The sequence below is a fragment of the Bacillus songklensis genome (assembly GCF_042649685.1).
Classification (GTDB): domain Bacteria; phylum Bacillota; class Bacilli; order Bacillales; family Bacillaceae_H; genus Bacillus_BA; species Bacillus_BA songklensis.
The window spans coordinates 250,098-272,877 of the sequence record NZ_JBHRZT010000020.1; the positions used below are offsets into that span (position 1 = coordinate 250,098).

Annotated in this window: 23 protein-coding genes and 1 riboswitch; of the genes, 4 read left to right on the forward strand and 19 right to left on the reverse strand. The window is 40.4% G+C overall.

Going from position 1 to position 22,780, the window contains the following annotated elements:
- The first annotated feature begins 223 nt into the window (after positions 1 to 223).
- Positions 224 to 472, forward strand: a complete 249-nt coding sequence (locus tag ACFOU2_RS04255) for a ferredoxin (RefSeq protein ID WP_377912523.1) — start codon at positions 224 to 226, stop codon at positions 470 to 472.
- Between the two features lie 572 nt (positions 473 to 1,044).
- Positions 1,045 to 2,619 carry a phosphoglycerate dehydrogenase gene (gene serA, locus ACFOU2_RS04260; protein ID WP_377912525.1) on the forward strand — a complete coding sequence of 525 codons (1,575 nt, stop codon included), beginning with the start codon at positions 1,045 to 1,047 and terminating at the stop codon, positions 2,617 to 2,619.
- A gap of 165 nt (positions 2,620 to 2,784) precedes the next feature.
- On the opposite strand, the gene ACFOU2_RS04265 is transcribed toward serA, so the two are convergent.
- The 17 genes from ACFOU2_RS04265 to ACFOU2_RS04345 form a co-directional block, all read right to left on the reverse strand.
- Positions 2,785 to 3,510 (reverse strand): M23 family metallopeptidase, encoded by a 726-nt coding sequence (locus tag ACFOU2_RS04265; RefSeq protein ID WP_377912527.1) that lies wholly within the window; start codon positions 3,508 to 3,510, stop codon positions 2,785 to 2,787.
- Positions 3,511 to 3,781: 271 nt separating this feature from the next.
- Positions 3,782 to 4,909 carry a hypothetical protein gene (locus ACFOU2_RS04270; RefSeq protein ID WP_377912529.1) on the reverse strand — a complete coding sequence of 376 codons (1,128 nt, stop codon included), beginning with the start codon at positions 4,907 to 4,909 and terminating at the stop codon, positions 3,782 to 3,784.
- Positions 4,875 to 5,435, reverse strand: a complete 561-nt coding sequence (gene sigX, locus ACFOU2_RS04275) for an RNA polymerase sigma factor SigX (RefSeq protein ID WP_377912531.1) — start codon at positions 5,433 to 5,435, stop codon at positions 4,875 to 4,877. The genes ACFOU2_RS04270 and sigX overlap by 35 nt, the downstream gene beginning before the upstream one ends.
- 58 nt (positions 5,436 to 5,493) lie before the next feature.
- The gene (locus ACFOU2_RS04280) at positions 5,494 to 6,501 is read right to left on the reverse strand and encodes a FecCD family ABC transporter permease (RefSeq protein WP_377913572.1); all 1,008 of its coding nucleotides are present in this window, start codon (positions 6,499 to 6,501) and stop codon (positions 5,494 to 5,496) included.
- Positions 6,502 to 6,880: 379 nt separating this feature from the next.
- A riboswitch (cobalamin riboswitch) is annotated at positions 6,881 to 7,070 on the reverse strand.
- Between the two features lie 119 nt (positions 7,071 to 7,189).
- Entirely contained in the window at positions 7,190 to 8,965 is a 1,776-nt protein-coding gene (locus ACFOU2_RS04285) for an ATP-binding protein (protein WP_377912533.1), read from the reverse strand.
- Positions 8,962 to 9,678 carry a response regulator transcription factor gene (locus tag ACFOU2_RS04290; RefSeq protein ID WP_377912535.1) on the reverse strand — a complete coding sequence of 239 codons (717 nt, stop codon included), beginning with the start codon at positions 9,676 to 9,678 and terminating at the stop codon, positions 8,962 to 8,964. Before ACFOU2_RS04290 ends, ACFOU2_RS04285 begins: the two co-directional genes overlap by 4 nt.
- 267 nt (positions 9,679 to 9,945) lie before the next feature.
- The gene (gene ccsB, locus ACFOU2_RS04295) at positions 9,946 to 11,118 is read right to left on the reverse strand and encodes a c-type cytochrome biogenesis protein CcsB (protein WP_377913574.1); all 1,173 of its coding nucleotides are present in this window, start codon (positions 11,116 to 11,118) and stop codon (positions 9,946 to 9,948) included.
- A gap of 22 nt (positions 11,119 to 11,140) precedes the next feature.
- On the reverse strand, positions 11,141 to 12,769 hold the full coding sequence (locus ACFOU2_RS04300; protein ID WP_377912537.1) for a cytochrome c biogenesis protein ResB: 1,629 nt from the start codon (positions 12,767 to 12,769) through the stop codon (positions 11,141 to 11,143).
- A gap of 13 nt (positions 12,770 to 12,782) precedes the next feature.
- Entirely contained in the window at positions 12,783 to 13,304 is a 522-nt protein-coding gene (gene resA, locus ACFOU2_RS04305) for a thiol-disulfide oxidoreductase ResA (RefSeq protein ID WP_377912539.1), read from the reverse strand.
- Positions 13,305 to 13,529: 225 nt separating this feature from the next.
- On the reverse strand, positions 13,530 to 14,255 hold the full coding sequence (locus ACFOU2_RS04310) for a pseudouridine synthase (protein WP_377912541.1): 726 nt from the start codon (positions 14,253 to 14,255) through the stop codon (positions 13,530 to 13,532).
- 228 nt (positions 14,256 to 14,483) lie between these two features.
- On the reverse strand, positions 14,484 to 15,014 hold the full coding sequence (locus ACFOU2_RS04315) for a spore maturation protein (protein WP_377912543.1): 531 nt from the start codon (positions 15,012 to 15,014) through the stop codon (positions 14,484 to 14,486).
- Positions 15,014 to 15,610 (reverse strand): nucleoside recognition domain-containing protein, encoded by a 597-nt coding sequence (locus ACFOU2_RS04320; RefSeq protein WP_377912545.1) that lies wholly within the window; start codon positions 15,608 to 15,610, stop codon positions 15,014 to 15,016. The genes ACFOU2_RS04315 and ACFOU2_RS04320 overlap by 1 nt, the downstream gene beginning before the upstream one ends.
- Complete coding sequence (locus ACFOU2_RS04325) at positions 15,603 to 16,772, reverse strand: D-alanyl-D-alanine carboxypeptidase family protein (RefSeq protein WP_377912547.1); 1,170 nt, start codon at positions 16,770 to 16,772, stop codon at positions 15,603 to 15,605. Before ACFOU2_RS04325 ends, ACFOU2_RS04320 begins: the two co-directional genes overlap by 8 nt.
- Before the next feature lie 259 nt (positions 16,773 to 17,031).
- Complete coding sequence (locus ACFOU2_RS04330; RefSeq protein ID WP_377912549.1) at positions 17,032 to 17,919, reverse strand: superoxide dismutase; 888 nt, start codon at positions 17,917 to 17,919, stop codon at positions 17,032 to 17,034.
- 143 nt (positions 17,920 to 18,062) lie between these two features.
- Positions 18,063 to 18,551, reverse strand: coding sequence for a YpuI family protein (locus ACFOU2_RS04335; protein WP_377912551.1), 489 nt, complete (start codon positions 18,549 to 18,551; stop codon positions 18,063 to 18,065).
- A 301-nt stretch (positions 18,552 to 18,852) separates the two neighbouring features.
- Complete coding sequence (gene scpB / locus ACFOU2_RS04340) at positions 18,853 to 19,434, reverse strand: SMC-Scp complex subunit ScpB (RefSeq protein ID WP_377912553.1); 582 nt, start codon at positions 19,432 to 19,434, stop codon at positions 18,853 to 18,855.
- Entirely contained in the window at positions 19,431 to 20,186 is a 756-nt protein-coding gene (locus ACFOU2_RS04345) for a segregation/condensation protein A (protein WP_377912555.1), read from the reverse strand. The genes scpB and ACFOU2_RS04345 overlap by 4 nt, the downstream gene beginning before the upstream one ends.
- A gap of 311 nt (positions 20,187 to 20,497) precedes the next feature.
- On the opposite strand from ACFOU2_RS04345, the gene ACFOU2_RS04350 reads away from it, so the two are divergent.
- Positions 20,498 to 21,025 carry a DUF309 domain-containing protein gene (locus ACFOU2_RS04350; protein ID WP_377912557.1) on the forward strand — a complete coding sequence of 176 codons (528 nt, stop codon included), beginning with the start codon at positions 20,498 to 20,500 and terminating at the stop codon, positions 21,023 to 21,025.
- Between the two features lie 26 nt (positions 21,026 to 21,051).
- Here ACFOU2_RS04350 and ACFOU2_RS04355 read toward each other — a convergent pair whose 3' ends face one another.
- A complete protein-coding gene (locus tag ACFOU2_RS04355) occupies positions 21,052 to 21,414 on the reverse strand; it encodes a GNAT family N-acetyltransferase (RefSeq protein ID WP_377912559.1) in 363 nt (120 codons plus the stop codon).
- Between the two features lie 356 nt (positions 21,415 to 21,770).
- Here ACFOU2_RS04355 and ACFOU2_RS04360 point away from each other — a divergent pair, with 356 nt between their 5' ends.
- Positions 21,771 to 21,962: a hypothetical protein gene (locus tag ACFOU2_RS04360; RefSeq protein ID WP_377912561.1), complete on the forward strand. Its 192-nt coding sequence runs from the start codon at positions 21,771 to 21,773 to the stop codon at positions 21,960 to 21,962.
- Positions 21,963 to 22,085: 123 nt separating this feature from the next.
- On the opposite strand, the gene ACFOU2_RS04365 is transcribed toward ACFOU2_RS04360, so the two are convergent.
- Positions 22,086 to 22,520, reverse strand: a complete 435-nt coding sequence (locus ACFOU2_RS04365; protein ID WP_377912563.1) for a peptidylprolyl isomerase — start codon at positions 22,518 to 22,520, stop codon at positions 22,086 to 22,088.
- Between the last annotated feature and the right edge of the window lie 260 nt (positions 22,521 to 22,780).

The window sequence follows — 22,780 nt, forward strand, 5'->3', positions numbered from 1 at the left end:
TTATTGTACCAAAAGAACCACTTCACATGTTTTTCCATGTTTACTTCTTTTCATTTACGGGCATCAATATACGGGAAAGTCCTTGTCTGATAAGTATTCTCAATGACTTTACTATTGAAAAGTTATCAAAACAGTTTTAAAATAAAAACGAAGATTAAAATAAGCAAACCTCAAAAGAGGTAGAAATTAGCATTATACGTGAGAGATTATAGGAGGTCTTGTTATGCCAAAGTATACAATTGTTGACAAAGAAACTTGCATTGCATGCGGTGCGTGTGGAGCAGCTGCACCAGACATTTACGATTACGACGATGAAGGCATCGCATTTGTAACATTAGATGACAACCAGGGAATCATTGAAGTTCCTGATGTATTATTAGATGACATGATGGATGCAGCAGAAGGCTGTCCTACCGACTCTATTAAAGTTGCTGATGAGCCATTTGAAGGCGACGCAACTAAATTCGAATAATTCTTCAATTTAAAAGCGACTCCTATAGAAGAGTCGCTTTTTTATATTAGTATGCTGTTTGTTCATCAAACCATCTCTCGAAAAGAGGATAGGTTCAAAAAACATGCCCGAAGATAGACCATATGCTATTGTCATGGTCCATTATAACTTATCTCGAATTAAAAGTAAATAACGAACCTCTCACTTCTTTGAGCGCTATAAAGGCAAAACAGAAATCAGCACTCGGAAACACCTGCAAGCTACCGCTAAATGAATTGAAGAGTGTAAAGAACTCCAAGAACAAAATGGTAAGTATCAAATGAAAAAATTGTCCTTTTATAAGAAGAGATTTCTTTATTTGAGAATATTATAAATTATAATTTACTTTACTAAACTGCCTCCGCGCCTTAAAATCCGAGTATAACAATCGGTAAAACTGAACATTCTTAAAAAAACGAGATATAATGTTCGTGAAAATAAGATTTCTTTTATTGGTAACGGTTACATTATGAACATTTGCCAAAACCAATTGACGGAATTTTTATATTATGTTAAATTATCAAATATTTAAGTCCATAAAGGGAGAGATTACGATGTATCGCATTCTTGTCGCTGATGCTATCAGCAGTGAGGGCTTGGCTCCATTACTAAAGGCGGAGAATATTGAGGTAATACAGAAAAAAGTAGGGGAAGTAGAAGATTCGTTACATATTTATGACGCTCTTCTTGTCCGAAGCGCAACACAAGTCACAGAGGAATTATTAACTAAAATGACTAACTTAAAAATTGTTGGGCGCGCGGGTGTTGGCGTTGACAACATTGATGCTGATGCAGCTACAAAACGTGGAATCGTCGTCATTAACGCACCAAACGGTAACACCATTTCTACAGCGGAACATACTTTTGCCATGATGGCAAGCTTAGTTCGTCATATTCCACAAGCAAATATCTCTGTTAAATCAAGAGAATGGAATCGCTCTGCTTTTGTCGGGACAGAGCTATACAACAAGCAACTTGGAATCATAGGATTTGGCCGTATCGGCTCAGAAATTGCGAAACGGGCAAAAGCGTTTGGAATGAAGGTCTGTGTTTTTGACCCATTCTTAACCGCAACAAGAGCGGAAAAACTAGGCGTTAACTCAGTATCGCTAGATTCATTATTAGCGGCAGCAGATATCATCACCGTCCACACTCCTCTTACAAAAGAAACAAAAGGGCTACTAAATCGTGAAACACTTGCCAAAACAAAGAAAGGTGTTTATTTATTGAACTGTGCGAGAGGCGGCATCATTGATGAAGAAGCACTCATTCATTATTTAGAAATCGGGCATGTAAAAGGAGCGGCACTTGATGTATTTGAAGTAGAACCTCCTATTGACAATAAATTGCTTGATTTTGCCCAAGTGATTACAACTCCTCATCTTGGCGCATCTACAAAAGAAGCACAGCTTAACGTTGCGGAAGATGTGGCTTTTGAAGTGCTGCAATTTCTTGAAGGAAAGCCTGTCAGCTCTTCTATTAATTTGCCTGCCATATCAAAAGAAGTATTTGAAAAGATATACCCATACACAACATTAACAAAACAAATGGGGTCTATTATTTCACAATGTATGAGAGAACCGGTTCAAGAAATTTCCGTAACGTATGCCGGAACAGTCGCTGATTTAGAAACCAACTATATCACAAGAGGCGTATTAGCCGGGTTTTTAAAACCTCGTGTTGATCACCCGGTTAACGAAGTCAATGCCTCTATGGTTGCCAAACAACAAGGGATTACTTTTGGAGAAAAAGTATCTGATGACACACAAGGTTACTCCAATATTGTTCAAGTAACGGTTAAAGGAGATCATAACTCATTTACGATTACGGGAACCTATATTCAAGACTATGGTCCTCGGATTGTTAACATTCAAGCATTTGATATCGACTTTGCGCCGGAAGGACACTTAGTGTATATTCAGCACACCGATAAGCCGGGTGTAATCGGGAATGTAGGTAAAGTGCTCGGTGATCACAATGTCAATATCGCGACGATGCAAGTAGGACGTAAACAAAAGGGCGGAGAGGCAATCATGATGCTCTCCTTTGATAAACAACTGGATGACAATATACTTGCAACTCTACAAAGTGTCAGTGAAATCGTATCTATTCATAAAATTGAGCTATAATAAAAAAGAGGCTGTCCCATAAGTCTCTAATCCATGACAAAAGTTGGCCTTTAAAAGGACCCGTCACGGAATCTTCTGGTTTTGCTGGATTTTCATGACAGGTCCTTTCAGGAGGATGATTCAAAAGGTATGTCTTTTTATACCTTTTGAATCATCCTCTTCTTTTTAAGAATTGGACTGTACGGTAGCGGCATAAATAACTATTGTTTGTCCAATATAAATCGAATCTGATTTTAAAGTGTTCCATTTTTTGATTTGTCCGATAGTGGTGTTATATTTATTGGCCAATTCCCAAAGCGTGTCCCCTTGTTGAACGGTCTCTTCTATTTTATGATTCGATTCTACCTCTGTTGTTTGTTTAAACACCTCTTTACTTGTATAGCGGTCATCTAAATATGCATACAAACGCTTTTGGTCTAATACTAAAAGGGGATTTAAAGCATTTGATTTCTCGTTATTCCAAGAACCTTTATGTACTTCAAAATGCAAATGGGCTCCCGATGATCTACCTGTGTTCCCTACTTCTCCAATTTTTTGACGGGCTTGTACCACATTGCCCTCAAAAACAAACCGTTTATGCAAATGTGCATAAACAGTTTCGTAACCATTTTCCTGCTGGACAAAGATGACATGTCCATATGTATCGGAAAAATAAGAACGGGAAACAATCCCCTTACTTACGGACATGACATCTGTTCCAACCGGGGCGGCGATATCGATTCCGTGATGCTGCGCATCACGAGAACCGAACACATCCGAAATTTTTCCTTCAACCGGCCATTGCCAGCTCCCATTTTCTTCCGCTTTTGCCATTTTCCCGCCCACAAACAGAAGGCCAATACATAGTGCCATAATGACCACGACTAAAATGCGCCTAACAAAATCAAGCATTCTGATCCTCCTATGTATATTTTGTACATACATATACTTTACGCATTTCCATTATTTTATAGACCTAAAAAATGAAAAAGAGGATAACTCAAAATCATCCCTTTTGAGTTATCCTCCTGAAAGGGCCCGTCAAGAAAATCCAGCAATAGCAAGAGATTTTATGACGGGTCCCTTTCAGTAAAAATCGATTCTTGTAATATACTCGAAGCTTATGAGACAGCTTCTGTTCTGCCGTTGAAAGCTGACTTTCGGTTGCCTCAATAGCCTTCTGTTACCTCTCTTCATTCTTTGGAGTAATAACATTTGGAGCTGCCGGAACTGTGTAGCGTTCCTGTAAACGGATGTCACCAACTTTATCGATGGTGCCCCCCTCGAATTTGATGGACTTATAGCCAAAGTCGCGGGCGGTGAGCATGATGGCATGCAGCATATAAACATATTGCTCCTCGTTCCGCAGTTTCGTATCATTGGAAAATCTTATTATTAGATGGGTTTCATCACTCTTAATCTTTTCAATTTTCACATCATCTGGAATAGAAGCATGGAGCTTATCTAATTCATCATCTTTCTTCATGGCTTCCATCGCTTCACCAAACGTTTTGTATGATTCATGTGTTGGAGCTAACAACTTCGGATGGTCTTTGTCCAGTTGATAAATTAAATAGGCTTTTCGTAAGATGGGATGTATCGGAAGTGTCTTCAATTCACCTGTGTTCCCTAACCTAATCCCTTTACGGCCATCTGTCTCAAACTCTACTTCATCATATGGAAGCCAGCGAAAAGTTTCTTCAAGTGAATCTATAAACATCGTCTCCGCGGTCGATCCGATTCCATAAGGATGATTTGCTTCCACCGTTACTTTTACTAAATGTTGGCTTTCCATAAGGTTTAGATCCTGAATGATATTTTTGGACAAACCAAGCTTCTCTTCATCCAATTCACCAGCCTTCTTCTTTATGGATTGAACAATCGCGTCGCCCTCATCCTTGACCATATAAGTAAGAGGAACCACAAACTGAATACTTTGATCAGGCGCAGCAACCGTAATGTAGTTTTTCCCTTCCGGTTTTAAAAGAGAAGGCTTCACCATAATTCCTTGCCCGTTTTGCTTTTGAACTTCAACGGCAGGTTGCCCTCCTTTTTCCATTCCAGCCTGATTTTGAGCGGAAGATGGCTCTAGCTTCTCCTCTGGCGGAAAAAGCGGAAGAGCCAATACTACTAAAAGCAACGCAACAGCTGCTGATGCTAAGCCTGACAAAATCCACATCCTTTGCGGCTTTCTTTCCATCTTTTTTTGGATGCTTTGATAAACCTCTTGTAAAGACCGGTCATCATTCGGCTTTGGCATGCGGGTCAGTAATTCCTCAATTTGTTTTTCGTTCCACTGTCCCATCTTCACACTTGCTCCCTCCCCTTGATGAAAGCACCATCATTTTTTTCCTTAACACCTGAAGCGCACGATGCTGAGTCGTTTTCACTTTGCTCTCTGTCCATCCAAGCACTTGTGCAGTTTCGGAAATGGATAGTGATTGCATATATCGTAGAATGATAACAGATCGTTGATCTACTGTACACTTTTCCAGACATTGATACATCATTTGAATTTCCTCATTTTTCACAGCCAACTCTTCTGGTAAAGGCGTGTTGTCCACTAAGGAGTTTTTATTCCAATCAAAAACATCCAACACTTTTTGCTTCCAGCTTTTTTGCTTTCGAAAGTGATCAATAGCAACATTTCTGGCAATCGAAAATAACCACGTTTTCTCATGGCTTTTGCCTTCAAACCGCTCGTACGATTTTAAAACACGAATGTAGACCTCTTGTACGAGATCTTCAGCCATTTCACGGCTGCGAACCATATACATTAAAAATTGAAAGAGATCTTGATGATATTTTTCGTAAAGCTGTTGAAAGACCGCGTTCACCGTTCTTCCCTCCCGCTCTCATTATTTTAGTCGTTTTCTCTCTTTAAAAAGTTACAAGTCATTTTCTATATCTCCGGATAAATAAGATGGAAAATATTGGCGCACCTGCAAGAGCCGTGATAACCCCTATCGGCAATTCACGCGGTGTGATAATAGTCCTGGCGATCAAATCGGCCAGCACTAAAAATGCACCTCCGTTTAATAATGATAACGGCAACAGATGACGGTAATTAGAACCGATATACAGACGGGTGACATGCGGGATAACCAGCCCTACAAATCCAATTGTTCCTGAAACGGCAACAGCCCCCCCTGTTAATAAAGAAGAAGCAAATAAAAGGAGGATTTTGGATCTCCCCACATTCACCCCGAGTGATTGGGCGACTTCATCGCCAAACGTTAGCGCATTTAAGTCTCTTAAACATAATAACATGATTAATAAACCGGTCGTGAAGAAAGGAAGAAACAACTGGATATATGCCCAGCCGCGCATGGATACACTCCCTAATAACCACGTCATAATTTGGCGCAACTCTTCCCCGGATAAAGCAATGAGCAGGGAAATAACCGCACTCAAAAAAGAACTCAAGATAATGCCTATTAAAATGATCGACTCAATTGTTAGTCTTTTTAGTAAGACTGTGGAGGTGAAAATAATAAAGGCCAATGCCAGCAGAGCGGTCATGACACTAACCAAAGGCAATGTATACCCTTTTAGCAAAGGAAGCTGAAGATGAAAAAATAAAACGGCCACCGCTCCTAACGAGGCTCCTGATGAAACCCCCAGTGTATAAGGATCAGCCAGTGGATTTTTCAGTAGTCCCTGCAATGCTGCCCCTGAGACAGCAAGAGCCGCTCCAATCAAAAAGCTTAAAATCACGCGGGGAAGACGAATGGATGTAATAAGGGGCGTCATTTGTTCCTGCTGCTCAATAGGAATGGGCAGCTGGAACAAAAAACCCGCCAAAATTTTACCGATCATCGAAATGGGGATATGAATAGAGCCAATGCTAATTCCCATTAATGCCGTAATGATCACAAAACCTATACTGGACATATATACCATGAATAAACGATGAGTTTCTCTATTATTTTTCAAACTGCTTAACTCCTTTTATCCCTGTTATGTATTAAAAAAAGCGGGGCTGGCTCGTGCAGCTGGACAATCAAGAAAAGCGAAACGAGCCCGCTTAGCCCCATAGGGAATTGGAGCTTCTGAGAAGGAACCGCTTTTTGGTTCCGCAGGAAGAAGCGAAATTACCGTGGGGGCTGGCTCGTGCAGCTGGATAATTTCAACGTGCACCTTATACTTTCTTGTCGAGCAAAAAACGTAAGGGTGTTCAAAAAGTACCAGAAATCGTACTTTTTTGAACACCCTCTTCTAACGAAAAAACATGATATGAGCCACATTTTATCGTTTACACTTCTTACTCCCCGAAGAGGTGAAACTATGTAAAGGAAAGGCAGGTCTACTGACTTTTGCTTCTTCCTACTTTAAGCCCTTCCCGCACAGTCATACCATGCAGTGGTATTCGCTTATTTCGTCCACAATTACAGTTGCGGGGACAGTTCTGGATCTTCACCAGATTCCCTTTTAAGTTTTATAATAAAAACACCTTTACCCTTTATCCCGCTCTAATGGACGGTAAAACCCCACTTTTTAAATACGGGATAACCGCCCGTAAGAGCCCGGTTGGTTCAACTAATCATCAGAGCCATACCTCCTCCGATGGAAGTTTCACTTTATCATTCTTTTATTCTATTTTAGTTGGCAGGCTGATCGAGAATGTCGTTCCTTCTCCAAGCTTACTGTATACGGAAATAACTCCACCATGTGCTTCAACAATATTTTTTGCAATCGCGAGCCCTAAACCTGTGCCGGACTTTCCGCGCGTTCTTGCTTTATCCGCTTTATAAAAACGCTCAAACACAAATGGCAAATCCTCTTCTGGGATGCCAGCTCCGTTATCTTGCACCTTCAGCAGCAATTCCGTTTCATCATTTCCAACATGCAATACGACTTTTCCGCCTTCTTGCGTATGGCGAATCGCATTATCAATCAAGTTGGTCAGCACTTGCTCCATTCGATCAGGGTCAAAAGTGGCTCCGTCGTTTGATAAGGCCTTTTTTTCCAGAGTGACCGAAACACGCTTCTCTTTTGCCAAGCCTTGAAATTTTCTGACGATCCGTTCCGAGAACTCTGCAATGGACACATCGGCCACATTCAGTTGAATATGTCCTGCTTCCATTCGCGCTAAGTCGAGAAGCTCATTTACAAGACGGCCCATGCGGAGGGATTCGTCGTAAATGACTTGGGCAATTTCTTTCTTTTCTTCATCCGTACTTGCGATATCATCAACAATCGCTTCGCTGTAACCCTGAAGCATCGCAATCGGTGTACGCAGTTCATGGGAAACATTGGCAATGAAATCCTTGCGCATTTTGTCCAATCTTCTTTCTTCCGTCATATCCCTTACAACGGCAACTGCTCCACGAATTTTCGTTTGGTTATATAAAGGAGACATTAAAATAACCCAGCTATGCCCTTGAATCGTGATTTCAATACTTTGTTCCTCTTCTGTCGCCACGACCTTCTGAAACAAATAGTGCACTTTCGCAGGAAGTTCACTTTGCCCCTTATCGCCCTGTTCATGATCAGCCGCTTGCAAAAAGCGCTCGGCAGGAGGATTCGTAATCAAAATGGAACCATCCCGGCTTAACGTAATAACACCGTCGGCCATACTGCTTAAAATATTGGCTAAATGTTCTTTCTCCTGGCTTAAGGCATTGATATTATATTTCAATTGTCTTCCCATTTGGTTAAACGCGATGGCCAGTTCACCGATTTCATCATGTGTTAAAATCGGCACTTTCGTATCAAACTTTCCTTTTGCTACTTCAAAAGCAGCTTGCCTCATCTTGCGCAGCGGTGCCGTAATACGCGTCGATAAGAAAAACGCAAAAATCGTCGTCAAAATAATGGCGACACCGGCTGCGAGCAAAATGAACTTCGTTGTATGTTTGGAAGGTTCAGCGATCGACGAGAGCGATTCATATAAATAGATGGCTCCTTGCTCTCCATCAGCGGATAAAGGGACACCGACAATATAAATCAAATCATCACTATCTTTTTCGTCAGGATTTCCGAGGTATGTTTTTTTCTGAACATTTTTTCCCGTTTGGGCAACACTCTTTAACTTTTTATCTTGGTGAAGAAGCTTGGCGATATAACTCTTCTCATCTTCTTTCACATTTCTAAAATCGGGAGGTTGATTTTTGTTTCGCAAAATAACAAGACTTGAATCATCTACAAGTTCGCCGACAATAGACAAGCCCATTTGTTCAGCCTCTGTTCGTTCCATGATATGAGAGATTTTGACCGCTTTTCTCGTCAATTCTTTTTCCGCTTCATTTACATGATAATTCTCAAAAAACTCCAACAGCAAAATGGTCAGTGTGAATAAAACAAATGAAACGAGCAATAAAATGGTAAACCATAGTTTACCTACAACACTTCGCCAAAACATCATTCATTGCCAACCTCAAATTTATATCCGACACCCCATACGGTTACAATCATCTTGGCTGCTTCCGGTGACACACGATTTAACTTTTCACGCAACCGTTTTACATGTGTATCTACTGTACGTAAGTCCCCAAAGAAGTCATAATGCCATACTTCGCGAAGCAATTGCTCACGATCGTACACCTTATCAGGGGTTTTTGCTAAAAAGCATAGAAGCTCATATTCTTTTGGAGTTAAACTTACTTCCTGGCCGTCAGCCGTGACACGATGGGCATCATTATCTATCGTTAAATGCGGAAATACAATTAAATCTTTTGCGCTCGTTTCAGTTTGTATATATGTAGTAGGAGAGGATCTTCTTAATAAAGCTTTCACGCGCAATACAACTTCACGCGGACTGAAAGGTTTCACGATGTAATCATCTGTTCCTGCTTCAAACCCTTGTACACGGGTTGCTTCTTCCCCTTTAGCGGTCAGCATAATAATGGGGGTCGCTTTTTTCTCACGCAGCTCTTTGCATACTTCAATGCCGTCTTTTCCCGGCATCATAAGGTCAAGCAAAATCAAATCATAATGATTTGCTAAAGCTTTCTCCAATGCTTCCTCACCATCGGCTGCTTCTTCAATCACATAATTTTCCCGCTCTAAATACATTTTCAATAACCTTCTAATTCTTTCTTCATCATCCACAACCAGAATTTTCATTTCATTTTGCATAGTATCGTTCCTCCTTCTTCTAGTTTACAAAAAATGAATTTTGATATCTAGATTGATCAGTGATTTTTCCTGTATGTATCCCTGTTATTTTTTTGTAAAATCTCTTCAATATTAAGATTTCGCTGCAAAACATGAAGACTGTTGCCTTTATCGAGAAATGCTGCCCTTCCTTTTCTTCCAAAAGGACGCGATATAGAAACGGACCTTTCGCCATATCGCTGCTTTCCCAGCGAAATAAACGGAAAGGTCCATCTTTCTGACATTTTTCTATGCGTATGAATGTAAACCGGCAATAACCAAGTTAACAGCAACCAAGTTAAACATGATAATGGCAAAGCCCACTACTGCAAGCCATGCAGATTTTTCGCCGTGCCATCCCTTTGACAAACGCAAGTGTAAAAAGGCTGCATAAAATAACCATGTGATGAGTGCCCACACTTCCTTTGGATCCCATCCCCAGAATCTTGTCCAGGCCATTTGAGCCCAAATCATCGCGAAAATAAGAGCACCTAACGTAAAGACCGGAAATCCGATCGCAACAGACCGGTAGCCAATTTCATCAAGCAAATCCAGATTCGCGTTTTTGACAAACGGCTGAAGAGCAGCTCCAATTCGTTTTCTCAAGATGACACGTAATAATCCATATAATACGAGGCCGCTAAACAAGGACCAAATAACCGTGTTCAACTTTTTAGCGTTAATGATGGCCGGCATGTCTACAAGAGGTTCGAAGCGTCCTTCTGTTTTTAGTTCTCCCTTATGCAAACCCACTAATGCCGGCATCTGATAGGTTTCTTCTACTTGCTGGTTGTTTTTATCAATCCATTGAAATGCCGCCTCATAATCCATCATTTTAAATGAGGTTGTGACAAGAACGAAACCGACTACAGTAATTAAACAAAATAAAATAAATTCCAGCCAAAACGTCTTGCTGTTGGCTTTTGTTTGGTCAATCAATTTAATTAAATAAATTAATCCCGCTGCAAAGCTGATCGCAAGAATGGACTCCCCCGCCGCTGCAGTCGTTACATGAATATGCAGCCAATCACTTTGCAATGCCGGAATAAGCGGCGAAATCTCCCTTGGGAACATGCTTGCATAAGCAATGACTAAAATGGCAATCGGCAATGTAAATAGTCCTAGCATGCTTACTTTATAGATAGAGTAAATAATAATGAAGGCTCCTACCAGCATCATGCCGAAAAAGGTTGTAAATTCAAATAAGTTACTGACAGGGGCATGCCCTGCTGCAATCCATCTTGTAATAAAATAACCAAGCTGGGCCGCAAATCCAATGGCCGTCACTAAAAAGCCAAGCTTTGACCAGCGGCTTACATCGGAAGTACTGCGTTTATCCCGAATGGCTCCACCAAAAAAAAACGTCGCCACAAGGTATAAAATAAATGCTGTATATAACAAGTTGCTGCTTAAACTAGCCAGGTCCACTTTCCAGTTCCCCCTCTTAGCTTACTTTTTTCTCCTTATCCACCTGATCCTCAGGAGCCAAAATGTTTGTATCTTTTAATGCGAGGTTAATTTCATTTTTGAGCCCATACCAATTTTTGTTCGTATGGCCTGCAATCCAAAGTTCGTTCCCCATACGTTGAATCCAGATACGACGATGGTTCCAATACATTCCTTGGATGACGCCGATCATAAAAATGGCTCCGCCAATCCCCAAAATCCATAATGTCAAGTCTTTGCGTACGGTTAATCCGGCAACGTTTTTCGTCTCAATACCCGCAAACGCCATCTTATATTTGTTATCCCCCAGCGGTTCGAGGTTTTGACGAATGGCTACAAAACTGACCTCCCCTTTTGGACGGTCAGGAGCAAACATTTTAAACACGAACGCCGGGTTATTCGGAATACGGGTTTTGGTGTTAGGATTGCCGTCATCATCAAAATAAAAGTCAGGAAAATAGCTTAATAGTTCAACGCGATAGCCGTTTCCTAAATCATATTTTAGTTTTGGGTCATGTAAATCCAGTTTCACTACCCCGTATTCTTGTTTTGACTGTTTATCAATTAATTTTAAAGACATCGAGCTCAGTTCATTCAGCTTATAATCTGTTTGATATAAAGCATAGCGATCATGCTTTAACGGCTCATTGACACGAATAGGGTATTCTTTGATTTTCTTGAGTTCAGGTTTAGCGCCCGGAATTATTTCTCCTTTTCGTTCGTAAAGCGTAACGTCAGATTGATAGTTTTTGGCAATCATTCCGTTGCCGACACGGTTGATCGCATCCTCAAATACTTGTTTGTCTTTCGATTTGTCATATGTTTGGAAAATAAACCGGTCATTCTTCAAATAATAACGCCCTTCTGTACCAGGGATGACCTTTGTTTCCCCCTCACGAATCCACAGCACTTCATCGACATACATGCCGGGAACAAAGCGAAGCATGGCTCCAATCAAGAAAATGATGAGTCCTATATGATTGACGTAGGGCCCCCATCTGGAGAACCGGCCTTTTTCCGCCAAAATGTTACCGTTTTCTTCGCGGACCTCATATCGCCGCTGCTTCAATGCCTTTTTCAAGGTTTCATAGTCCTGTTCGGTCCAATTGGTATTGATGCCAAACAGGCGCTGCCTCTTTAAAAAATTAGAATGGCGTGTGACCCCCTGCTTTTTTAAAGCGCGATAAAGCGGGACAACACGATCCAAACTGCAAATGACAAGTGAAATACCAATAGAAGCTATTAAAATCATATACCACCATGAACCGTATAAATCATGGAATCCTAATTCATAGTACAACTTACCTGTCCATCCGTACTGGTCTTCATAATACTCAGCAGGCTTAACATTGGGAGGTATGTACATTTCTTGCGGGTAAATCGTTCCAAGAGCAGAAGCAACCAACGTCATAACAATCAGCCAAACACCGACTTTAACAGAAGAGAAAAAATTCCAAATTTTATCGATCATCGTTTTATCATATGTTTGTGATCGTCTGGCACTTCCCTCATAGCGCATGTCCAACAGTTTCTTTGAACTCTCGTCACCTACCGGTTTTCCGCATGATTCACAAAAAATCGTCCCATGCGGATTTACATGTCCACATTCACATTTTACATGTTCCATTGCTGAAAACTCCTTACGGTTTAATCATTTCCATGTATTCATTGATTTTCTTTTCGTCTAAACCACCAAGAAAAACATCTACCACTTTCCCATTTTTATCAATAAGGAAAGTCGTTGGCAACGGATCTACCCCGTAAGCGTTTAACACTTGGGAACCTTTATCAATCATGATTGGAAACGTCAAATTATAACGCTCTGCAAATTTTGTAACCGCTATATTCGTTTCATCTACGTTAACTGCTAGAATCTCTATTCCTTGATCCTTGTAAATCTGATACTGCCTTTGCATGGCAGGCATCTCTTTTTCACACGGTTTGCACCATGTCCCCCAAAAATTCAAGAATACTCCTTTTCCCCGGTAATCAGACAATTGATGAGTATTCCCCCCCAAGTCCGACAACACAAAGTCTGGTGCCGTATCTCCTACTGCTACTTTTTCTTTACTCGTAAAAAAATTTACATATAATGTATAACCTAAAGCAGCCACGAGCACAGCCAAAATAACCGTTCTCATGACTAATCGACGATTTTTCATGGCAAGTATCCCCCAAAAAAGTCTGAAAATACAGTATAAATTATATCATTTTTCACTTTAAATGCCTTGGAAAGATTATGAAGGTTATGTGACGCATTATTTTAGTTGGATTTATATAAAAATATAGGCTTTTTTAATCAAGTCTTTCCCTTCTCTAACGGGCGGTAACATCTCGCTTTTTTCGTTTGAAGAAGAACCGCCCCTAAGAACTCTGTACGTTATAGTCTATCTGGTAGAGTTGGCTAATGCGTATAGCTGTTTCACTTCGTGGGCCGTTAACTCACGGGATTCACCAGCATTTAATCCTTTTAAATCCAAAAAGGCATAGCGGTCCCTTCTTAATTTCATGACAGGGTGACCAATCGCTTCAAACATTCTGCGCACTTGGCGATTTCTCCCTTCATGAATCGTAAGCTCTACTAACGCTGTCTGTTTTCTTTTATCAACCGATATGACCTTCGCACGGGCAGGAGCTGTCATTCCGTCTTCAAGACGAATGCCTCTTTCGAGCTGTTTTAGCTTTTCACGGAATGGAATGCCTTTTACCTTTGCAATATACACTTTCTCTATGTTATGTTTTGGGTGCATCAGCAGGTTGGCGAATTCACCATCATTGGTCAATAGTAAAAGACCTGACGTATCATAATCGAGACGACCGACAGGGTAAATGCGGGCATCTATATGTGGAAAATAATCTACTACCGCTTTTCTACCTTTTTCATCATGTACACTGGAAATAACACCACGTGGTTTATAAAATAAGAAGTAAACAGGTTCTTCTCTCTCAAGCGGAATTTCGTTCACTTCCACCCGGTCGTTAGGTCCAACCTTTACACCTAATTCCTTTACGACCTTCCCGTTTACTTTCACTTTTCCTTCTAAAATGAGTTCCTCTGCTTTTCTTCTTGATGCAATACCTGCATGTGCAATCACCTTTTGCAATCGTTCCATATTGTTTTCACCTCTTGTAACATCTTACTTGTTTAGTGTTAATTGTACAAGTGTTCCACCTATTAGTTTTACAAATTTACAGCGGCTCTACACCCCAAAAAACAACGATAATAAAAACCTGCACTCAACCGATGATTCTTTAGCTGAGAAATGAAATGAGGGCGGCCTTCAGGCACAAAAAAATTGTGCTTGAAGATCTCGCCCTCACTCAAACAATCTGAACATTTTTTATCCAAATACAAGTGTCACTATGATAATAGAAGCCACAAACCCCACTAAATCCGCCAATAATCCGACTTTTAACGCGTCACCCATTTTCTTGATGCCAACCGCTCCAAAATAAACGGTCAGCACGTAGAAAGTCGTATCGGTACTTCCTTGCATCGTAGAAGCAAGCCTTCCAATAAATGAATCCGGTCCATACGTTGCGATGAGATCTGTCGTCAGGCCCAGCGCCGCCGTACCGGAAATGGGCCTGATAAGGGCAAGAGGAGCAATTTCCGGGGGGACTCCAATCGCTTGCAAAAAGGGACGTATAAAAGAAATGAAGTATTCCATCGCCCCTGAAGCCCGGAAAACAGAGATAGCGACTAACATCCCCACTAAATAAGGAATGAGAGAAAACGCGATTTGAATTCCTTCTTTTCCCCCTTCCACAAACGCTTCATATGTGGGAACCTTTTTAAAAGTTGCGTACAGTAAAATACCGCCAATAATTAGAGGAATCAACAAAAGAGAAACTTGATTAATGATAGCCATCAGCGTCTTCCCCCTTTCCCTGCCCTTCTATAATAGAAGTATCGATCGAGTAAAATGGCTCCAAGTGTCGAGCAGATGGTCGCGATAAGCGTCGTTCCAATGATTTCAGCCGGATTGGAAGATTCGTATGTAATCCTGATAGCGATGATCGTTGTTGGAATAAGGGTGAGACTGGAAGTGTTGATGGCGAGGAAGGTGATCATGGAACGACTGGCTTCGTCTTTATCTCCGTTAAGCTTTTTTAACTGTTCCATCGCTTTAAGTCCCAAGGGAGTAGCTGCATTTCCTAACCCAAACATATTGGCCATCATATTGGATAAGATGTACCCCATCGCAGGGTGGTCTTTGGGGATATCCGGAAACAGTCTTGTTACAACCGGACGGAATAACCAGGCAAGCTTATCTAACAATCCTGCCTGCTGAGCAACATTCATCATCCCTAACCAAAATACCAGCACACTAATCAAGCCGATACTGAGTGTCACAGCTTCAGAAGCCCCTTGAAAAACCGCTTTGTTTACTTCTTCAATACGTCCGTTAATGATGGCAAACCCAATGCCTATAATGGTTAATAATACCCAAATTATATTAACCATCAGATCGCACCCCTAAAATAAACAAGAATAAGTTTTTGATCCTTTCAAAGAAAGACACGTCTTCTTCTATATCCAATCCTTTCTTGTAATAAAGGGGTAAACGACCAATCCCCTCATCGTTTTGATAAATATCCAGACGGCCTACGATATCAGGGATGTTTCGCTCATCTTCCCATAATTTTTTGTTTGGTTTAATCAATGTGGCCTCTAATTTTACAGAATCCTTTTCATCATCTGTAAGCGGATAAATAAAATCGCGCTTCACGTATACTTTTTTCTTATAATATGAATCATCGATGTCGCTGACTTTTCCTTTCTTTACCACTTTCGTCAGCTTAAACTTGTCAAATCCCGTTTCATACATGGAAATATGATCTTGCCAATCATCGGGATCATTGAGCGTGACCGCAATTAAATCCATTCCATCTTTTGAAGCGGTAGTGACGAGCGTCCTTTTCGCTCTCTTTGTATAACCGGTTTTCCCCCCCGTGCAATATGGATATAAACTTGTCAGCAATTTATTTTTATTTTTCCACACACGGTCCCACTTTTCCTCAGGGTGGGGAGCACGATAAATTTTAGTACCGGATATTTCTTGGAACGTTTTATTTGCGGTCGCATATTTCATTAAAATAGCCATATCATAGGCTGTTGAATAATGATTTTCATGGTCATCCAGTCCATGGGGATTGGCAAACCCGGTATCCTTCATTCCAATCTCTGCAGCTTTTTGATTCATAAGGTAGACGAAACCATCCAGGCTTCCGCCCACATACTCTGCAATCGCGACAGCCGCATCATTACCCGAGCGAAGCATTAATCCATAGACAAGGTCCTTGAGCTTAATTTTTTCATTTGGTACAAGATAAAGGGAAGATCCTTCTGTGCCGACAGCCCGATTGCTCACCGTTACGGTATCTTCCATCTTGCCTGATTCAATTGCTAGAATTGCTGTCATGATTTTAGTAATACTCGCAATCCGAAGCCGTTTATGCGCCTCTTTTTCGTACAATACTCGCCCCGTGTGCTGCTCTATTAAAATGGCACTTTGTGCACTAACACTTTGTGCAAATACGGCTGGAACGAAGAGCTGAAAGCTAATGAAAACGGCCATCAAAAACAAGCCAGTCTTTTTTAACACTTTTTTGTTAATTCGTTTCATTCATATCATCCCGTCCCTTTGCTTGTTTGTACAAGTGTATGCTTGTCTTGAACGGTTATGAATGAAATCTCTCCATTTGAAAGAAAACCATTTGTTCATCAAGCATATGGCCAATCTAAAGATTCAATACTCCAAATTTACCTTTCTTAAATTTACAATTTTTTCTTCCAAAAGAAAAGAGGATGTTCTAAAAGTCTAAATATCAAACTTTCCAAACATCCCTTTCCATTTTTTTCTTCACTTACAGTTATTCGATATGTTAATAAGGCCGCCACTTTAATTTTTTTGCTTCATTGAATCTCTGTGAAACTGCAGGCCAATATACAATATTCCACCAATTGTCTACATATTGCCCGCGGTCATTTTTATACTGCAGATAATAAGCATGTTCCCATACATCCAGTACAAGAAGCGGAATCGTGTCCCATTGGGTCATTAATTGATGACGTTCCGATTGTAAGATCTCAAGCCTTCGGGACCGGGGAGACCATACTAATAAGGTCCAGCCGACACCTTCTACTTTTTTAGCAGCCTCTGAGAAATGTTTCTTGAACTGTTCATACGTTCCAAAATCTTGCTGGATTTGTTGAAGTAATGCCCCCGTCGGTTTCCCACCTCCCCTCGGATTCATAATTTCCCAAAAAATCGAGTGAAGGTAGTGCCCTGAACCATGGAAAGCGGCTTCCCGCTCCCAGTGCTTAATCAACTCATACTGATTCGCTTCCCTCGCTTCTTTCATCATTTGTTCCGCTTTATTTAAACCATCTACATAACTTTGATGATGCTTTGTATGATGCAGCCTCATAATTTCTTTATTAATGTAAGGTTCTAAAGCGTCGTATGCATATGGCAAAGGTGGCAGCCGATGTTTTCCGATAGGCACACTGTCGCGCTCTCGATTTTCTTCTTGAGCACACATTTGAATACGTTCTGTTACCTCTTTTAAAATCTCGTTCGTTTGCATGAGGCAGTCTTCATTTAAGACATCCATCTCTAATTGCTTCTTAATGTCTTCCTTGATATTGTCTAGATCGACGAATAGGGAATTATCTTCTATCTGTTGGCGCTCTAGCAGCCACTCTTTTATTTCCTCCAGCCATTTTTCGATATCATACAAATATTGCCTTACTTGTTCCGGCATGCTCATCATAAAGCCCCCTTTTGTTCATCGTTAGTATCGTATTCACTCAAACAGATAACGTGACAAAAGCGGAAAACTGCCCACATCTACACCGCTTTGATTATAAAAGAGCACGGCTAAAGAAAAAAAGCAGGGTTTCCCCTGCCTCTTTACTGTGACTGCTTCATTTTGGTTACATAATCCGTTTCATAGAATTGCAGCTCTTCTCTCATTAACTGGAAATCACTTTCAAGCGAAGATATAAGCCGTTTGACGGACTCTGGCGCCGCCTTGCGATACTTAATGGAATTTCGTCCCGTATAAGCTGAACGGCTGTCTTCATACCATAAATCATGCTTTGGATTAAAAAACTCTTCAATGCATTGATGATAAACACGATAAAGTGTACGTTCAGCCGCAGCCTTTCTGAATGGTTCCGTACTTGAAATGACACGGCACGCATCAAAACCTTCTTCACAAAAAACCGCAAGTCTTCTTAAGTTAGACAGTAAAAGCCCATACTCACTTTCATCTGCTTCCATTTCTTCCTTTAAATTCGAAATGGTGACATGATTCAAATATTGATTTAGTCCCCCTACCGAAGATGCTAACTTTTGCTCCACAAGTTCGATTTGTGATTTTACAACCGTATTCGCCATAGCGCTCCGTCCCCCTGCCATCTTTTGCAATGAATAGAGATTTTTCACAAAATGATTGTTTTTTATAATATTACCACATATCCCACAAGGAATATATAATGAATCCACATAACTTTTTAACCTCTATCATCGGGTTTTCTTCTTTTCACGCCTTTTTGTTCTCTCATCTTAAATAAGCTTACAAAGGTTCTCGTATCAGGCTGTGCCAAGAGACCGCAAGGTAGACTGGCACAGCCTGATGCGTAAAGCATTTAGCACGGGGTTTTTGCCCATGCTAAATGCTTTATATGGATTTACATATTTACTCAAACGCCTCTTGGAATTTTTCAAAAAACAAATCGGCTTCTTGTTCTAAAGACTCCCGTTCTACTTGATTGGATAACGGCGGCAATTCGTCAATAGATTTCAAACCAAAATAAGACAAAAATTCTTTTGTCGTTCCATATAATATGGCTCTTCCCGCTCCTTCCGCTCTTCCTACTTCTTTGATTAAGGCCTTTGCCACCAGTGTTTGAAGCGGACGTTCCGTTTTTACGCCTCTGATCTCTTCAATTTCTACTCTTGTGATCGGTTGCCGATAAGCTACAATAGCTAACGTTTCGAGCGCAGCTTGTGAAAGGGACTGATTGGTCGGTACTTCGATAAGCCGTTTGACATACTCCACATTTTCAGTTTTGGTTGCCAACTGATATGTACCAGCTATTTCTATAATCTCAATTCCCCTCTTTGTCTCTTGATAATCTTTTTGCAGTTCCTGAACAGCCTGGACAGCCTCTTCATTCTTTATATTTAAGACCTCGGATATTTGGGCAAGTGCTAAACCTTCATCGCCTGCCACAAACAAAAGACTCTCAATGACAGACTTTTTCGTTGTCATGTTCATCCTTTTTCATTCCCTCCATAGTACGAAACATATAGCTCCTTAAAATTATCTTGCTGCTCTACAATGACTTGATTATGTTTCATGAGCTCCAACACAGCTAAAAAGGTAACGACAACATACTCCCGCTCCGGATTTGGAAATAAATCGTAAAAACGTTTTTTTCCTTCAAAGGTTTTCAACTCATACAAAATCTCTTCCATTCGCTGCTCAATCGGAATTTCTTGACGAGTGACCGTTGTCTTTAACGGTTTTTGCATCTGCTTTCGTTTCAACAGCTTTTGAAAAGCACTCAGCATATCGTACAGAGTGACGTCCAATTCATTATTTTCCAACTGCACTTCCGCTGCTAAATGATTAAGATTGCTCGGCGCCTTCGTATAATACTGCCCTCGTCCTTCCTCCATCCGTTTTAACTCTTGGGCAGCTTCTTTATATTTTCGATATTCAATCAATCTCTGCATTAACTCTTCACGTGGGTCTTCTTCTTCCAGTTCGGTCATATCATCCAACGTGTCATCTTCGTATTTTGGGAGCAGCATTTTACTTTTGATGGCTAACAGCGTTGCGGCCATCACTAAATACTCACTCGCTACATCAAGATGAAGTTCGTTCATGGCATGAACGTAACTCATATACTGCTCGGTAATTTTTGCTACCGGAATATCATAAATATCAATTTCGAATCTATTAATTAAGTGAAGCAAAAGGTCTAATGGACCTTCAAATGCATCTACTTTCACATTATATTCCACTATCATCCCACCAACATTTAACCATTCCAAATTCTATTGCATTTTTCTTCTTAAGTATAGTCCATTATATATATAAATCCAACTTAATAATTTAGCATCAGTTTTTGCCGTTTATGCTATTCACAGCCTTTCTGTTCTCTCATCTTGAATGAGCTTATAAAGGTAAATAATGGAGCATGGATCATGGTTTATCTACGCTCCACTATTTATGTGGATTCATATGGCTAACATAAAAAAGCGTTCAGCCTTTCTGCTGAACACTTTTCCTTATTTATGGTACACTCTTAGCATCAACGGAAAGGAGATTTCCCATGAATTATCCCATTGCTTATGTTGACTATCTTGTACATTTTCACGGTGACCGTGATTATTTTGAATGTCACGAATTGTTGGAAGAACACTGGAAATCTGAAGAGCTGGATACGCGCAAACACATATGGGTAGGTCTTATCCAAATAGCTGTCTCTTTATATCATCAGCGGCGCGAGAATTACAACGGAGCATATCGAATGATGAACAGCGCCATCCGCATTGTTAGCAACGAAAAAGCAGAAGTACAAAAACTTGGCTTAGATTACGATGCTTTACTTAAGCTTTTGCATAAACGTGCAGAAGAAATGAAACAACAGAAGAAATATGAAAGCCTCTATTTACCGATCAACGATCCATCTTTGACAACTGTATGTATAGAAAGAAGCAATGAAAAAGGAATCACCTGGTGGAGCGAGTCAGATTTGAATAATATCTCGCTTGTTCATCGTCATACACTTCGTGACCGGACCTCTGTAATCGCAGAACGCGAAAAAAATCTACGCTATAAGCAAAACAGCAGGCAATAATTGCTTCAATTTTGTCTGCTATTTTGTCATTGTTCATCTTCGAACGCATTACATTTTTCAAAAAACGGAGCTACATACGCATTTGGTTTTAAAGTCATGTTCGGATGAAGAGATTGAAGCGCCTTGATCATCTGCTTACCAATTCCTTGTTGTCTGTGTGAAGGATTAACACTAATATGCTGAACTTCCAGCTGTGTCTCACTTACAATTGCAATGCCGATAATCCCGATAATGTCATCTTCTTCTTTCCATAAAAAAAGCTTCCATTGATCATTTTGTTCGTATTCTTTCATCGTTTGCTGCAATGCTTTCAAGTCTTTTTCCGTTGGCATGAACGATAAAAGCCCCATTGCAATTTTTTCGTAATTTTTTTTATACCGAATAAGCATATATTTCTCCCTCATTATTGAAAACTGTCATTTACTTTCTATTCATGAACCAATACCCGTTACAACCTGCTTTTCCCTTCATGCGTTATGCATATTTAAACAAAAGGTAATTTTTTTAACAAAAAAGTCATATTTGTGTTTTATGATACCTAATTTACAAGGTGTAATCAACATACACCAAATGGAACCATCCATTAGACAACATATAACCAATAAATGAATCCCCATACAATACCTATTCCGCTCAATATAAACAGTAAAACCCAATTCCTTTTATTCACCAAACGACACCCCTGTTTCTTCAATTGCCCCTAATGAAAATTTTATACCGAAAATGACACAATGACAACCCAATCGTGAAAGCGTTTCATAAAGAAAACCAGCCGATTGGCGGGCCTGTAAAGACGGTGGCTGAGGCGCAGTTGTCCGTATACTTCAAACTTAAAATAGGCCGCTTCGTCGAACCTGCCGCTGCATTGCCCATTTATACTTTCTTAACGTATAAAAAAGAGGATGATTCAAAAGGTATAAAAAGCCATACCTTTTGAGTCATCCTCCTGAAAGGACCCGTCATGAAAATCCGGCAAAATCAGAGGATTCCGTGACGGGTCCTTTCAGTAAAGATCAACTTTTATCATTAATTCGAGACTTATGGGACGGCCTCTTTTCTTTTATTCTTCCCAAACTTTAACTTCTTTCATTACATCGCCGTTTTTCATGTTTAACACAGTGTCCATACCTTCTGTTACTTGACCGAATACAGTATGTACACCATTTAAATGTGGCTGTGACTCATGCACGATAAAGAATTGGCTTCCCCCTGTATTTTTTCCAGCGTGTGCCATGGACAAAGCACCTGGTACGTGCTTATGCGGGTTTCCTTCTGTTTCACAATTGATTGTGTAGCCAGGACCGCCTGTTCCAGTTCCGTGAGGGCAGCCTCCTTGGGATACGAAACCAGGAATCACACGATGGAATGTTAATCCATTGTAGAACCCTTCATTTGCCAACTTTTCAAAGTTCGCTACTGTGCCAGGAGCCTCATTCGGAAATAAATCAATCATGATTTTTTCCCCATTTTGCATTTCAATGCTTGCTTTTTTCATTATGTAACCTCCATTACAAAATTCTTCATTCATTCTACTACAATTTAAGAGACAAATCCAATCTCTTCATCTTCCGATTTTTTGGCATCATCATTTTTTGAAACCTATTTCGCCTTCTATTCGTCTAATAGAATGAACTAATCCGGCACATAGAGACCGTTTCACTCATCCGTGAAGCAACGGAGATTCTAACGCCCGTGAGAGCCGGATCTAGTGTCAAATAGAGAAACCCTATCATATTTGGCGAAATCATACTATAA

Excerpts from the sequence above, each read along its gene's own strand:
- ACFOU2_RS04355 (WP_377912559.1), bottom strand. The coding sequence starts at position 21,414 with ATGCTTATTCGGTATAAAAAAAATTACGAAAAAATTGCAATGGGGCTT.
- ACFOU2_RS04365 (WP_377912563.1), bottom strand. The coding sequence starts at position 22,520 with ATGAAAAAAGCAAGCATTGAAATGCAAAATGGGGAAAAAATCATGATT.
- ACFOU2_RS04255 (WP_377912523.1), top strand. The coding sequence starts at position 224 with ATGCCAAAGTATACAATTGTTGACAAAGAAACTTGCATTGCATGCGGT.
- resA (WP_377912539.1), bottom strand. The coding sequence starts at position 13,304 with ATGAAAAATCGTCGATTAGTCATGAGAACGGTTATTTTGGCTGTGCTC.
- ACFOU2_RS04325 (WP_377912547.1), bottom strand. The coding sequence starts at position 16,772 with ATGAAACGAATTAACAAAAAAGTGTTAAAAAAGACTGGCTTGTTTTTG.
- ACFOU2_RS04350 (WP_377912557.1), top strand. The coding sequence starts at position 20,498 with ATGAATTATCCCATTGCTTATGTTGACTATCTTGTACATTTTCACGGT.
- ACFOU2_RS04335 (WP_377912551.1), bottom strand. The coding sequence starts at position 18,551 with ATGGCGAATACGGTTGTAAAATCACAAATCGAACTTGTGGAGCAAAAG.
- serA (WP_377912525.1), top strand. The coding sequence starts at position 1,045 with ATGTATCGCATTCTTGTCGCTGATGCTATCAGCAGTGAGGGCTTGGCT.
- ACFOU2_RS04300 (WP_377912537.1), bottom strand. The coding sequence starts at position 12,769 with ATGGAACATGTAAAATGTGAATGTGGACATGTAAATCCGCATGGGACG.
- ACFOU2_RS04290 (WP_377912535.1), bottom strand. The coding sequence starts at position 9,678 with ATGCAAAATGAAATGAAAATTCTGGTTGTGGATGATGAAGAAAGAATT.
- ACFOU2_RS04280 (WP_377913572.1), bottom strand. The coding sequence starts at position 6,501 with ATGGTATATATGTCCAGTATAGGTTTTGTGATCATTACGGCATTAATG.
- ACFOU2_RS04330 (WP_377912549.1), bottom strand. The coding sequence starts at position 17,919 with ATGAGCATGCCGGAACAAGTAAGGCAATATTTGTATGATATCGAAAAA.
- ACFOU2_RS04310 (WP_377912541.1), bottom strand. The coding sequence starts at position 14,255 with ATGGAACGATTGCAAAAGGTGATTGCACATGCAGGTATTGCATCAAGA.
- ACFOU2_RS04265 (WP_377912527.1), bottom strand. The coding sequence starts at position 3,510 with ATGCTTGATTTTGTTAGGCGCATTTTAGTCGTGGTCATTATGGCACTA.
- ACFOU2_RS04320 (WP_377912545.1), bottom strand. The coding sequence starts at position 15,610 with ATGGTTAATATAATTTGGGTATTATTAACCATTATAGGCATTGGGTTT.
- ACFOU2_RS04315 (WP_377912543.1), bottom strand. The coding sequence starts at position 15,014 with ATGGCTATCATTAATCAAGTTTCTCTTTTGTTGATTCCTCTAATTATT.
- ACFOU2_RS04285 (WP_377912533.1), bottom strand. The coding sequence starts at position 8,965 with ATGATGTTTTGGCGAAGTGTTGTAGGTAAACTATGGTTTACCATTTTA.
- scpB (WP_377912553.1), bottom strand. The coding sequence starts at position 19,434 with ATGAACATGACAACGAAAAAGTCTGTCATTGAGAGTCTTTTGTTTGTG.